The following is a 13,287-nucleotide window of genomic DNA, read 5'->3' on the forward strand; positions in this document are numbered from 1 at the left end:
CCTTTAGGCTCCTTTACTGAATTTCTGTTGTAGAGAAATGAGCTTCTCTCCCTTTGGGAACTGGAGTAATTCTGCTTTTGTAAACACTCGAATCCAGATAACAGTAAGACTTAAAACGATCACTCCGATCGTTGCCCCAGATAGTGCAGTAATGCTTGAAAGTAGTCGGGAGTCACTAGAAGGCATAATGAAACACAGCAAACCTACTGCACCGCTCATCACTGCAAGAGCAAAAAGGAACCGCCAAAAGCGAAACGCATATGTCTCTAATCCAACTTGAGCATGCACCGTTCTAGTAGCTAAAGCGGCAACTACAAAAAAGCCTAATACACTTGATAATGCAGCACCATTTATCCCGATCACAGGAACGAGAACAACATTCCCTAACCCTTTTATCATCACACCAATGATCGTATACCTAGCAGCTAATCGTTCTTGACCGAGGCCCTGCAGAATGCCTGCTGCAGTCATAGCAATCGCACCGAATAAGATGGCACCTGTTAAAATGCTTAATGTCACCGAGAGCGAATCATCTGTAAATAACATCGTGTTTGTTTCTCTCATGATAAGTGCAAGTCCAACAGATGCAGAAGCACCTGTTACGAAGCTGATTTTTAGTGAAAGGCCTGTTTTTTCCCTAATCAGCTGAAGGTTTTCTTGAGAAACAGCTTTTACGATAACAGGGACGATTGATAAAGAAAGTGATGTTGCTAAAACGGTTCCTACTTGAATCAGCGGCTGTCCTCTATCGAATATTCCTTTTGTTTCTTTTGCATGATAAGCACTCAACCCGTATTCTCCTAAAGCGGGAACGATCGTTAATGCATCCATTAATTGAAAAAGGACCATGATCAATACGCTAACACAAATCAATGTACCTTCTGATAAGAGTCTGCGGCCAACGTAGACTAATTGAGGGATGTTGATCGATACCGACTTTCTATTCGGTTGTTTTAGCCTAAGTACTACAAGAAGGAAGAGCGCTGATAATCCTCCGATTAAAGAGCCTATAGCGGCACCTGTCCCAGTAGCATACGCGTTATAACCATTCATCACTAACGTAATGGAGATCACAAGAATGGCTGCTACTCGGACGGATTGCTCTGTTACTTGAGACCAGGCTGTCGGCAGTACATTTTCATTGCCTTGAAAATAGCCTCTAATCGATGCGATTCCCGGCATCAATAGAAAGGAAAACGAAGTCGCTTTAAGAGGAACGGTAAGGTCACTGTCTCCCATTAATCCTGCTAGTAAAGGCGCGCCATAGAAAAGAAAGATAAACCCTAGTCCTCCAAACACGACGAGTGTAATATAGCTGTACCGAGAGATTTCTTCTGCTTTCTCATACTCGTTATTGGCTACCTTCTCGGACACGAGCTTAGACACGATGACCGGAAATCCATATGTAGCTAGAATAATCGTAATCGAATAAAAGGGATAAATTTGCTGGTAGACGTAAAAGCCAATGTCTCCTGCAATATTTTGATAAGGAATTCGATACCCGACGCTCAACACCTTCATAAAGAGTGCTACAGCAGTTAACAAAAAAGCGCCGTGCCAAAAACCTTTTACACTACTTGTATTCATATTCACCGCCATGCTTACAACTTCTTAATATGTACGAATTATATCATACGATCATCTTTTTCAAATAAAAAATGGAGGCAACACGGCCTCCATAGCTTGTCCTATTGCTCCATCTGCCTGGCCAAAAAGCCAGCTGCAGTTTCTGCGAGCTTTTGTTCTAATTCTGTGACTTGCTCTGCTTCTTTCGCTAGTAGAATAACTGATCCGATCGGGTCCCCATTCGCAATGATCGGAGCGATAACGTGTCCAGTGTCATTGGGAACACTGTCAATAAGTTCTGCGCTAGCAGGATTCAAAAGACACTTACGTTCATTCATAGACTTTTCTACAGTGCTCCCAATGCTCTTGTTCAAGTACTCTTTCTTTGGACCGCCTGCAGCAGCGATGTACACGTCTCGATCAGAGATCAACGCAATATGCCCAGAGTGCTCTGCCAGGGATTCAGCGTATTCTCTTGCAAAATCACCAAGCTCACTAATCGGAGAGTATTTCTTTAAAATAACTTCTCCTTCACGATCCACAAAAATTTCTAATGGATCTCCTTCCCTTATTCTTAGGGTTCTGCGAATTTCTTTTGGTATGACAACACGACCTAAGTCATCAATACGACGAACGATACCTGTTGCTTTCATCTAAGTTGCCTCGCTTTCTAGAAATGTAAGTTTCTTCAACCATTGATGATTAGCTGATCTACAATATCTTTCCATTAGTATCTTTTCGTCTATTGAGTTCTATTCATAAAACTGTCAAATTTATGTTGTTCACCCAAAATCGCCTTTATTTCGCATTCATCGGCTGCTTCATTGCTTTTTTAATTTTCTTTAGCACTTGTTCAACGAGCTGAAGGTGAGGTTTAGTTTCAAGACCCCTTCCTTTAACTGTGATCGAGACTTTATTGCCGTCTGCACCTAGGGCTAATTTATTTCCATATTCATTGGCCACTTCAAATATCGTTTCTCCCCCGATCGCATCGCGTGCAGATTCATGGAAGAGAAGCTTGATATCTTTTTTACTTCGACTAATCTTTTCAACCTTCAATTCTTTCGCCATTTCTTTTAGTCGGGAGATTTGGAACAAGTAATCGACTTCTTCAGGGAAATCACCGAATCGATCCATCATCTCATCCTGAAGGTCCATGATGTCTTTTAACGATTCGATTGAACGGAAGCGTTTATACATATCGATCTTTTGCTTTTCGTCACTAATGTACGTACCTGGAATATACGCATCGACTTCAACATCGATTTCGACCGTGAATTCAGGCTCTTTCGGCTTTTCTCCTTTTCGCTCTTCAATGGCATCTTTAAGCATTTGAGAATACAAATCAAAACCTACCGAGTCGATAAAGCCGTGCTGTTCAGCTCCAAGAAGATTTCCGGCTCCTCTGATGGATAGATCTCGCATCGCAATCTTAAATCCTGAACCTAATTCAGTAAATTCCTTAATCGCTTGCAACCTTTTCTCTGCAACTTCTGTTAGGACTCTGTCACGCTGATACGTGATGTATGCGTAAGCCACTCGATTCGATCGCCCTACACGTCCTCTTAGTTGGTAAAGCTGTGAAAGTCCCATCTTATCTCCGTCATAAACGATAAGCGTGTTCACATTAGGGATATCTACTCCCGTTTCAATAATCGTTGTGCTTACAAGTACGTCATAGTTTCCATCGAGAAAATCAATCATAACGGATTCCAGCTCATTTTCACCCATTTGCCCATGTGCGAACGTTACTCTTGCTTCTGGCACGAGCGTTTGGATTTGATCTGCCATATACTCGATCGACTCGACGCGATTATATAGGAAGTAAACCTGGCCTCCACGCGCAAGTTCTCTCTCAATCGCTTCTCTCACTAACGTTCCACTATGTTCAACCACATACGTTTGGACTGGGAAACGATTTTCTGGAGGAGTTTCAATGACAGAAAGATCTCGCACTCCAAGCATCGACATGTGAAGCGTTCGCGGAATAGGAGTAGCAGTTAATGTAAGAACATCAACATTTGCTTTAAGTTTCTTGATCTTCTCTTTATGTGTGACGCCAAATCGCTGTTCTTCATCCACAATCAGCAATCCTAATTGACTATAGGTAACATCCTTCGAGAGCAAACGATGCGTCCCGATCACAATATCGACCGTTCCGTTCTTCAAACCTTTTAACGTTTCATTTTGCTCTTTTCTTGAACGGAAGCGACTTAGTAACCCTATATTAATCGGGTGGTCAGCAAAACGCTCTCGTATCGTTTCAAAATGCTGCTGCGCAAGAATTGTGGTAGGAACGAGTAAAGCAACCTGTTTTCCATCCATAATTGCTTTAAATGCCGCACGAATACTCACTTCCGTTTTCCCATACCCTACGTCACCACATAGGAGACGGTCCATCGGACGAGACTTTTCCATATCTTCTTTAATTTCCTGGATCGCTCTTAGTTGATCATCAGTTTCTTGGTATGGGAAGGCAGCTTCAAATTCCTTCTGCTCAAGCGTGTCTTTTTCAAAGCTATGACCGACGCTTGCCTCACGTTCCGCGTATAACTTGATCAAATCATCTGCAATATCTTCAACAGATGATTGTACTTTTCGCTTAACTTTCTTCCATTCCGTTCCGCCTAACTTATATAACTTAGGCTCTTTTCCTTCAGACCCCACATATTTTTGAACCTGGTCGATCTGATCTACCGGTACGTATAAATTGTCATTCCCTGCATAGCTAACATAGAGGTAGTCCTTGTGGATTCCTCCCACTTCAAGCGTTTTTATGCCAAGGTATTTTCCAATACCATGGTTTACGTGAACAATATAGTCACCGACTTTTAACTCGGAATAACTCTTAATCCGTTCAGCATTGGACATCTTTTGTGAGCGACGTGGCTTTTTAGACTGCTTAGTAAACACTTCTGCTTCTGTTAAGACAGCAAGTTTTTGCATTGGAAGCTCAAAGCCTCCATTAAGACTGCCGATCAACATTTGCGGTTTATTATGTGAGATCGGTGAATCTTGTTCTACCACCATCGCTTCGATATCATAATCCTCTAACACACGTTCTAAGCGTTTACGCCGCTCTTCGGTAGCTGCAAGAAAAACAATGGCCATTCCACTTTTCTTCCAGCGCTCGATTTCACTCGTTAACACCTTCATCTGTCCATGGAAATTCTGCATCGCTTTACAAGAAACATTGATGATGTTTTGAGGGTTTGTATAAGGAACATGCCTCAAAAAAATCGATAAGTATAGAGTAACGTGTTCAGGTTGAGTAAATAACGCATCATAAGACCTCGATAACGAAACAGAAGAAACGATTTCTCCTTGTTTTAACAAAGCAGTTTGCCACTCAGCTTCTTCTTTGTCCAGGTCTGAAGACATTTCTTGTATACGGCTGACTTCATCAAAAACGACCAGACCATCATCCGGTAAATAATCTAGTAAACTGGCTGGTTGATCGTAGTAAAAGTCCATGTACTTAATGATACCTTGAAAATTTTGGTTGTTCTTTAACTGATCGATTTCATATGTGATGTTCTGATGCATCGCTTCCTTGGCCTTCTGGTCTTTTACCTTCTTAAGGGAAGCTTGTAGTTCTTTCTGCAGTCGCTCTGCCCCTTTTTCAAATTGTTCAGGATACAGCACGACTTCTTCTGCAGGACCAATCGTTATTTGTTCTGTTTTATTAGCAGAACGCTGCGATTCAATATCGAAGAACCGTATCGAATCTACTTCAGTATCAAAAAGTTCAATACGAATTGGATTGTTTTCTGTTAGTGGATAGACGTCGATGATACCACCACGCACGCTAAATTCGCCTGGAGAAGATACCATAGGTACTCTGTCATATCCAAGCGATACAAATTTATTGAGCGTTTCATCTAGAGGGATGTCATCTCCAACATTAAACGTAACCTGACTTTTCTCCCAAATATCTTTTGGAGGCAAATAGCGACGAACACCAGATATTGGTGCGATTACGATTCCTTTCTTGTTCTTGATCCAATAATTCAAGGCTTCCATTCTCTGACCTCTGAGCTCAGGGCTAGCTATCGCAATTTCTGAAGAGATCAGTTCATTTACCGGGTATAAGTAGACTTCATCCGCCGGAACCAGTTCACTCATATCCTCATATAGTTTTTGAGCTTGAAACAAGTTATGGGTAATGATGAGCTGGGGACGTTTTGTTTCGTGGTAAAGGGAAGCCATTAAAAGCATCCGTGCAGAACCAGACAAGCCTGCTACGAGCTGCTCTTTGAGTCCTTCTTTCACACCGGAAAAAATAGACTGAAACTCATCACCTTTACTAAAATATTCTCTTAGGCCTAACATCGTTTGCTTATTCTCCCCTCTCATTCTTAAAAGCAGCGAATCACTTTTAAGAACGCAAAAATGCTTTGGTTTCCGCCCAAAGCCTCTTATTGAATAAATGTGTCTAATTCATGGTAAGATGGTGTTCTTTCCATCGCATCATGACAATCCTCGCAAATTGTCTTCACTGTAATTGTACCATCCTGTTTATATTCAATCATCGATTGCCGCTCTTCTTGAGTAAGCTGATGAAAGCCCAATCCTTCTGCTGAACAATCGTTTTGATTCAGTGTGCCAACCTGCACGTCGCAATGGCGACATACATAATGAATAGTCATCGTTTTTCCTCCCTGTCATTACCTAATTTTAGTATTGACGGGAGAAAGAACGGATATTCAAGCGTTGTATTGATTCATCACTTCCGGGAAGGACTCAGTTGTCCAAGCTTCGCAAGCTTTTACTGTTCGCTCAATAGCTTCTTGAATTGGTGGTTGTTCTTCTTTTGAAAATGGTTTTAGCACATAGTCGATAACAGAGTCTCTACCAGAACGGTCAATTCCAATTCTCACTCTCTTAAATTCTTGGGTGTGAACGTGAGCGATGATTGATTTCATCCCGTTATGGCCACCAGCGCTTCCTTTCTGACGAAGTCTCACTTTACCAGTCGGTAGATCGAGGTCGTCATAAATGACAAGAAGGTCATCCACCTCAATATTAAAGTATTCCATCAAGGGTCTAACCGATTCACCGGATAGATTCATATAAGTTTGCGGCTTGAGTAAAAAGACCGTCTCTCCATTCACCATACCTTTTCCATATAGCCCATTAAACTTTTTTTGGTCGACGGAGATGCCGAGCTCCTTTGAAAGTTCATCTATCGCCATAAACCCAACGTTGTGGCGTGTGTTATTAAATTTTTTACCAGGATTTCCGAGGCCTACTATAAGTTTCAACTGTTAACGTCCTACCTTTCGTTACTTTTCTTCTATCGTATCAAAAAAACCATTCAATATTCATCGATCGAAGAAATTAATTCTGTAAAAAAGACGTAACCGACCAGGTTACGTCTTTGCTGTTTATTCTGTTTTCGTTGTTTCATCGTCTGTTTCTTCAACTTCGTCAGCAGGTGGCTCTTCTGCCACTTCATCTGCTTCTTCTTCATCTTCAACAGGTTCTTTCGTTGGAGGAACGACAGATGCAATCGGTTCTTCTCCATCAACCACAATCTCGTATTTATTACTTGTCGGAAGATCACTGATGAGAACAGCGTCTCCTACATTCAATTCAGTAATATCAACGTCGATACTATCTGGGAAATCATTAGGTTTTGCTTTTACTGTGATTTCATGAAGCATTTGCTGTACAACGCCACCGTCTTTGTCGCCTTGTGCAGTTCCTTTTAAGTGAACAGGAACTTCAGCTTCAACTTCTTTATCAAGGTCTACTGAATAGAAATCTACGTGCAAGATTTGGTTTTTCAGAGGATCAACCTGTAAGTCATACACCATTACAGGATATTTTCCCTGTCCTTCAAAATCAAGCTCGATAACACCGTTCTTACCTACATCACGGTAGACTTTGACAAATTCAAGAGCATCGACTGACACCGGTGCGCTTGAACGATCCTTGCCGTATAGTACCGCCGGAAGACCTTCCTTCTCTTCACGTAGTACTCTTAATTCGCTTCTCTTTGTTGTATTACGATCTAATGCTTTTAATGTTGCTGCCATTTGGAAATCACCTTCCTGAATAGGTTTTATGTCTTCTATATGAATACCCTTATCCAGTAAGTAATAAACCTTGTATTTAAATCTTATTTTTCTTAATCGAAGAGTTTGCTGACAGAAAGCTGCTCATGAACACGGATAATCGCTTCGCCTAGTAGCGGAGCAACTGATAGTTGAGTGATCTTATCGATTTGCTTTTCTTCGTGTAGCGGGATCGTATTCGTTACAGCTAATTCTTTAATTTTGGAATTATCGATCCTTTCGATTGCCGGTCCAGATAGAACAGGGTGTGTACAACAAGCATATACTTCTTTCGCACCATTCTCTACGAGGGCATTTGCTGCGAGCGTAATCGTACCTGCAGTATCGATAATGTCGTCGATAATGATCGCAGTTTTGCCTTCGATATTTCCGACGATGTTCATCACTTCCGCCACATTCGGACGCGGGCGACGCTTATCGATGATTGCGATTGGTGCTTTTAGACGTTCAGCAAGCTTACGAGCTCTTGTTACACCACCGTGATCCGGAGAAACGACTACTATATCATCTAAATCTTTCTCCTCAAAATGTTTAGCAAGTGTTGGTACACCGAGTAGTTGATCGACAGGAATATCAAAGAATCCCTGGATTTGAGACGCATGAAGATCGAGCGTGATCAAACGGGAAACACCTGCTACTTCGAGCAAGTTTGCCATCAACTTAGCCGTAATAGGCTCTCTTGATCTTGCCTTACGGTCCTGACGTGCATAGCCGTAATACGGAATCACGACATTGATGGTTTTTGCAGAAGCACGCTTTAAAGCATCAACCATAATAAGAAGTTCCATGATGTTTTCGTTTACAGGTGAACATGTGGACTGAATAACATACACGTCACAACCACGAATACTTTCTTCAATATTAATCTGAATCTCGCCGTCGCTAAAACGAACTACCGAACACTTTCCCATATGAACACCAATATGTTCAACAATTTCCTCCGCAAGGTCAGGATTCGAGTTTAAACTAAACACTTTCAAGTTTGGATCTAAATAATTAGCCATTGGCCGTTACCCCTCCATTATTTAATAAGAAAAGTACAAACGCTCAGGTGACAGAGCGCTGATTCGCACTACGTTGCTTTCTTATTGTTTCAAAAATTACTTTTCGGTTGATTTCGAAGCATAGTCTTCTTTATTTGTTTGACGAGAACGTGCAATTGACAAGGCTTGTTCAGGCACATCATCTGTGATGGTTGAGCCTGCTGCTACAAAAGCTCCTTTACCTACATTAACAGGTGCAATGAGATTTACATTACAGCCAATAAACGCTCCATCTTCTACTTTTGTGAGGTATTTATTCTTACCATCGTAATTTACGGTGATTGAACCACAGCCGAGGTTCACATCTTTACCGATCTCAGCGTCGCCGATATAGCTGAGGTGAGAGGCTTTACTTCCTTCTCCCATTACTGACTTCTTCACTTCTACAAAATTCCCGATCTTTACGCCATCGTGAATTTGAGAGGAAGGACGCACGTGTGCAAAAGGTCCAATCGTCACTTCTGAGCCTACTTCGCTATTATGAACGACAGATTGCTTCACTACACTCTTACTACCGATTTTACTATCTTTAATTTCACTGTTCGGACCAATAGCAGACTCTTCACCGATAACAACTTCTCCATTAATAGTCGTACCAGGATAAATCACAGTGTCTTGTCCGATAACCGCTTCAGAAGAAATATACGTTGCATCTGGATCGATAAGAGTAACTCCATTACGCATATGTTTCTCATTAATACGCTTTTTCATAGCTTGTTCTGCACGAGAAAGTGCTACGCGGTCATTAACTCCCATGGTTTCATTGAAATCTGCCGTTTGATAAGCAGCAACAATTTCTCCTTTTTGCTGAAGAATTTCAACGACATCTGGTAAGTAGTACTCACCTTGTGAATTTTCATTATTCACTAACTGCAACGTCTCGAAGAGTGTCTTATTATCAAAGCAGTATGTACCTGTGTTGATTTCAGTTACTTTTTGTTCTGCTTCGTTTGCGTCTTTTTGTTCGACGATACGCTGAACGCTTCCATGATCATCACGGATAATACGGCCATAACCAAACGGATTATCTGCTTTCGCAGTCAGAATCGTAGCTTTAGCATCTTGCTCTTCGTGATATGAAAGAAGTGAATCCATCGTTTCTTTCGTAATCAAAGGGGTGTCACCACATACAACTAGCGTTACTCCATCCTTATCAGAAAGGATATCTTTAGCTTGCATAACCGCATGAGCTGTACCAAGCTGTTCTTCCTGAAGAACATACTCAGACCGCTTCCCTAGCTGTTCACTTACCATTTCAGCTCCGTGCCCAACAACAGTCACAACATTTTCTAGCTCAAGCGCATTAAGTTGGTCGACGACATGTTCTACCATCGGCTTTCCACAAACAGGGTGAAGGACTTTGTATAGCTTTGACTTCATACGTGTACCTTGACCTGCTGCCAATACCACTGCGTATCTATTCATGTATATGGAACCTCCATTGTATCCTTTTTTTCCACTATGACTATATCTTAAAAACCCCTTATTTTCAAGGAAGTTCCCTAAATATCAAGCATTTTACATTTCAAACGAAATAATCGTCAATTTCTTGAAACAACTCTTCCATATTAATGTAGAGACCGATCCTTTTTGCATATAAAAAAGCCCGGTCGATTGACCGGGCTTTCACCTATTAAGAAGCACCTGCTTCTTCATATGCGGATTCCATTTCTCCAACACGATGATATTCAGCTAGGACAGCTGATTGAATTTTTTCCCTTGTATTCGAGGAAATCGGATGAGCGATATCGCGAAATTCTCCATCTGGAGTTCTTTTGCTTGGCATCGCTACAAACATGCCGTTATTTCCATCAATAACACGAATATCATGAACAACAAATTCATGATCCATAGTGATGGAAGCGATTGCGCGCATGCGTCCTTCCGTATTCACACGACGTAGGCGAACATCTGTAATTTCCACCTGTTAGTACACCACCTTTTTCCATTAGTTAGAGCATATATGCAATATTCAACTTATTTACAAAAATCCCTTCTTCAAAAAATAAAAAATGTTATAAAAATTTATTTAGATATAAAAAAACACCCAAAAATTGAGTGTTTTATCGAACGAGAGCGATGACTTCCATTTCTACTAATGCGTCTTTTGGTAAGCGAGCTACTTCTACGCACGATCTAGCCGGCTTATGTTCTGAGAAATACTCCCCATATACCTCATTGATAGAGCCAAACTGATTCATATCTTTTATAAATACCGTCGTTTTCACTACGTCTTCTAATGAAGAGCCAGCAGCTTCAAGAACAGCTTTAACGTTAGCAAATACTTGATGCGTCTGTTCTTCGATTCCTTCACCAACCATGGTTCCATCTGGCTTTAACGGGATTTGACCTGAACTATAAAATAAATTGTTCACGATGATTCCTTGAGAGTATGGTCCAATTGCTTCTGGTGCTTCTTGCGTAAACACGTTCTTCATTCGGTTTCCACTCCTTGTGTTGAATTCTCGAGAAAATCTCTGTAGTTCCCTGGAGCTACTTGAATGGTTCGCTGTTTCATATCGACTCCACCGAGATTCATCATCGATACATATTCTTCAACTAACCTTTCTTCTCCTTCACCTTCTGCTTCAACGAGAACACCGATTCCCGCTACTTCAGCCTGAAATTCTTCAAGAAGATTCACCATTCCTTGAATGGTTCCACCTACTTTCATGAAATCATCAACGATTAATACGTTTGCCCCGGGCTGCAGGCTTCTTCTCGCTAAAGCCATCGTTTGGATTCGTTTCGAAGACCCTGAGACATAATTAATGCTCACAGTAGAACCTTCCGTAACTCTACTGTCTCGACGAACGATCACGACTGGTACATTCAAATGACTTGCCACTGCGTATGCGAGCGGAATCCCTTTTGTAGCTACCGTCATAACCACGTCGATGTCTCGATTCGCAAAAACAGAAGCAAACAAGCGCCCTACCTGATTCATCATTTCTGGATTTCCAAGAATATCTGTTAAATATAAATATCCACCAGGCAATAACCGTTCTGGACTTTCTAAAAACTCACAGAGTTCAGAAACGACTTTATCTGCTTCGGGACGACTGATCAATGGGATGTACCGCACTCCCCCCGCTGCCCCTGGGACAGTTAACAATGAGCCTACACCTTGTTGCTCAAAGTTTTCTTTGATGATTACCAGATCCTCACTAATGGAGGATTTAGCTGCTCCATATCGTTCAGAGAAATTTGTTAATGATACTAACCGATGCGGATGCTCAAGTAGGTACCTTGTCATGTCCACCAGTCGAGAACTTCGCTTCATCTTCATAGAAGAACCTCCAAAATCCGAATAATTAACAATAATATACCACTAACATACGGATTTTATCAAGGGTTCTTCTCGCCTAGCAGCCTAACAGCATAAACCTGATCACAAAAGCCTCGTAATCCGTTATAAATTCTCTGCATGCGCGATTCATGTCTCGTTAACCCAAATACAGTTGGACCGCTACCACTCATCAAGACACCATCAGCACCAAGCTGTTCCATCTTTTCTTTAATCTGACGGACTTCAGGATGAAGTTCGAGTGTAACATCCTCTAGTACATTCCCGAGTTTAGCACAGATTGAATCGTAATCCTTTGATTCAACTGCATTTATCATCCCTTTAATATCAGGGTGAATCATATTCGATGTGTTTAGTCTCTTATACACATCGGCAGTTGAAACTCCGATCGAAGGCTTCGCAAGAACGACCCAGCACGGCGGAGGTGCGTCGATCGGTGTAATGATCTCTCCTCTTCCTCTCGCAACTGCTGTGCCACCATATACGCAGAACGCTACATCAGAGCCTATTTCTGATCCAAGCTCAGCAAGTTCATCATAACTGAGGCCTAACTCCCAAAGCTCATTCAATCCACGAAGAGTCGCAGCAGCGTCACTGCTCCCACCTGCTAATCCCGCAGCAACTGGAATTTGTTTATCGATCTTAATCGATATCCCTTTCTTGATCGAAAAGCGTTCTTTCAATAAGGCCGCTGCTTGATAAGCTAAATTTCTCTTATCATCTGGAACGAAGCCACTCGTTGACTCAAGAACAATGCTATTGTACCTTAGCTCAGAAAGCTCCAAGCGATCAGCTAGATCTACATTCGTCATCACCATCTCTACTTCATGAAAACCATCAGACCGTTTATACAACACATCAAGCGCCAAATTGATTTTCGCCGGTGCCTTCACACTTAATTTCTTCATCTCGTTCACCTTCATTTTAGTTCTACCGTTCGACAAATTTATTTCTCCGAATAATTGTAACACAACCGAAAAGCGGAAACGAGCGCTTAGAAACGGAGATATTGGAACTCTTGAAATAGAACACGCTCTTTGTGTTCTGTTGAGAGAGTGAAATATCGCAGTTTCTGCGAGTTGTAGCTGGACACCAGAAAAGCGGAAACGAGCGCTTAGAAACGGAGATATTGGAACTCTTGAAATAGAACACGCTTTTTGTGTTCAAGTGAAAGAGCGAAATATCGCAGTTTCTGCGAGTTGCAGCTGGACATTAAAAGCGGAAACGAGCGCTTAGAAACGGAGAGTTCACTTTTATAGCTCTAATTCAATCACTCAAGAATCTCTCAACC

General features: G+C 41.6%; 12 protein-coding genes. All 12 read right to left on the reverse strand.

What is annotated here, in order from left to right:
* Positions 1-3 precede the first annotated feature (3 nt).
* The 12 genes from ACXADT_RS03360 to ispE all read right to left on the reverse strand — a co-directional run bounded on the left by ACXADT_RS03360 (position 4) and on the right by ispE (position 12,904).
* Positions 4-1,587, reverse strand: a complete 1,584-nt coding sequence (locus tag ACXADT_RS03360; RefSeq protein WP_474833204.1) for a putative polysaccharide biosynthesis protein — start codon at positions 1,585-1,587, stop codon at positions 4-6.
* Between the two features lie 101 nt (positions 1,588-1,688).
* A complete protein-coding gene (spoVT, locus tag ACXADT_RS03365) occupies positions 1,689-2,219 on the reverse strand; it encodes a stage V sporulation protein T (protein ID WP_270182901.1) in 531 nt (176 codons plus the stop codon).
* Between the two features lie 145 nt (positions 2,220-2,364).
* Complete coding sequence (gene mfd, locus ACXADT_RS03370; RefSeq protein ID WP_474833206.1) at positions 2,365-5,898, reverse strand: transcription-repair coupling factor; 3,534 nt, start codon at positions 5,896-5,898, stop codon at positions 2,365-2,367.
* An 86-nt stretch (positions 5,899-5,984) separates the two neighbouring features.
* The gene (locus tag ACXADT_RS03375; RefSeq protein WP_270182903.1) at positions 5,985-6,215 is read right to left on the reverse strand and encodes an anti-sigma-F factor Fin family protein; all 231 of its coding nucleotides are present in this window, start codon (positions 6,213-6,215) and stop codon (positions 5,985-5,987) included.
* Positions 6,216-6,272: 57 nt separating this feature from the next.
* Complete coding sequence (gene pth / locus ACXADT_RS03380; RefSeq protein WP_270182904.1) at positions 6,273-6,830, reverse strand: aminoacyl-tRNA hydrolase; 558 nt, start codon at positions 6,828-6,830, stop codon at positions 6,273-6,275.
* Positions 6,831-6,953: 123 nt separating this feature from the next.
* Positions 6,954-7,607, reverse strand: a complete 654-nt coding sequence (locus tag ACXADT_RS03385; protein WP_270182905.1) for a 50S ribosomal protein L25/general stress protein Ctc — start codon at positions 7,605-7,607, stop codon at positions 6,954-6,956.
* 92 nt (positions 7,608-7,699) lie between these two features.
* The gene (locus ACXADT_RS03390; protein WP_270182906.1) at positions 7,700-8,650 is read right to left on the reverse strand and encodes a ribose-phosphate diphosphokinase; all 951 of its coding nucleotides are present in this window, start codon (positions 8,648-8,650) and stop codon (positions 7,700-7,702) included.
* A gap of 96 nt (positions 8,651-8,746) precedes the next feature.
* On the reverse strand, positions 8,747-10,114 hold the full coding sequence (gene glmU, locus ACXADT_RS03395; RefSeq protein ID WP_270182907.1) for a bifunctional UDP-N-acetylglucosamine diphosphorylase/glucosamine-1-phosphate N-acetyltransferase GlmU: 1,368 nt from the start codon (positions 10,112-10,114) through the stop codon (positions 8,747-8,749).
* A gap of 208 nt (positions 10,115-10,322) precedes the next feature.
* Positions 10,323-10,613, reverse strand: a complete 291-nt coding sequence (gene spoVG, locus ACXADT_RS03400; RefSeq protein WP_224885464.1) for a septation regulator SpoVG — start codon at positions 10,611-10,613, stop codon at positions 10,323-10,325.
* A 139-nt stretch (positions 10,614-10,752) separates the two neighbouring features.
* Entirely contained in the window at positions 10,753-11,127 is a 375-nt protein-coding gene (locus tag ACXADT_RS03405; RefSeq protein ID WP_270182908.1) for a RidA family protein, read from the reverse strand.
* Entirely contained in the window at positions 11,124-11,978 is an 855-nt protein-coding gene (purR, locus tag ACXADT_RS03410; RefSeq protein WP_270182909.1) for a pur operon repressor, read from the reverse strand. The genes ACXADT_RS03405 and purR overlap by 4 nt, the downstream gene beginning before the upstream one ends.
* A gap of 59 nt (positions 11,979-12,037) precedes the next feature.
* Positions 12,038-12,904 (reverse strand): 4-(cytidine 5'-diphospho)-2-C-methyl-D-erythritol kinase, encoded by an 867-nt coding sequence (gene ispE / locus ACXADT_RS03415; RefSeq protein WP_270182928.1) that lies wholly within the window; start codon positions 12,902-12,904, stop codon positions 12,038-12,040.
* Between the last annotated feature and the right edge of the window lie 383 nt (positions 12,905-13,287).

It is taken from the genome of Anaerobacillus sp. ABR4_321 (assembly GCF_056158505.1).

Bases quoted from the DNA above. Each gene is read 5' to 3' on its own strand.
- ACXADT_RS03360 (WP_474833204.1), bottom strand. From the start codon at position 1,587: ATGAATACAAGTAGTGTAAAAGGTTTTTGGCACGGCGCTTTTTTGTTA.
- spoVT (WP_270182901.1), bottom strand. From the start codon at position 2,219: ATGAAAGCAACAGGTATCGTTCGTCGTATTGATGACTTAGGTCGTGTT.
- mfd (WP_474833206.1), bottom strand. From the start codon at position 5,898: ATGTTAGGCCTAAGAGAATATTTTAGTAAAGGTGATGAGTTTCAGTCT.
- ACXADT_RS03375 (WP_270182903.1), bottom strand. From the start codon at position 6,215: ATGACTATTCATTATGTATGTCGCCATTGCGACGTGCAGGTTGGCACA.
- ACXADT_RS03385 (WP_270182905.1), bottom strand. From the start codon at position 7,607: ATGGCAGCAACATTAAAAGCATTAGATCGTAATACAACAAAGAGAAGC.
- ACXADT_RS03390 (WP_270182906.1), bottom strand. From the start codon at position 8,650: ATGGCTAATTATTTAGATCCAAACTTGAAAGTGTTTAGTTTAAACTCG.
- glmU (WP_270182907.1), bottom strand. From the start codon at position 10,114: ATGAATAGATACGCAGTGGTATTGGCAGCAGGTCAAGGTACACGTATG.
- ACXADT_RS03405 (WP_270182908.1), bottom strand. From the start codon at position 11,127: ATGAAGAACGTGTTTACGCAAGAAGCACCAGAAGCAATTGGACCATAC.
- purR (WP_270182909.1), bottom strand. From the start codon at position 11,978: ATGAAGATGAAGCGAAGTTCTCGACTGGTGGACATGACAAGGTACCTA.
- ispE (WP_270182928.1), bottom strand. From the start codon at position 12,904: ATGAAGAAATTAAGTGTGAAGGCACCGGCGAAAATCAATTTGGCGCTT.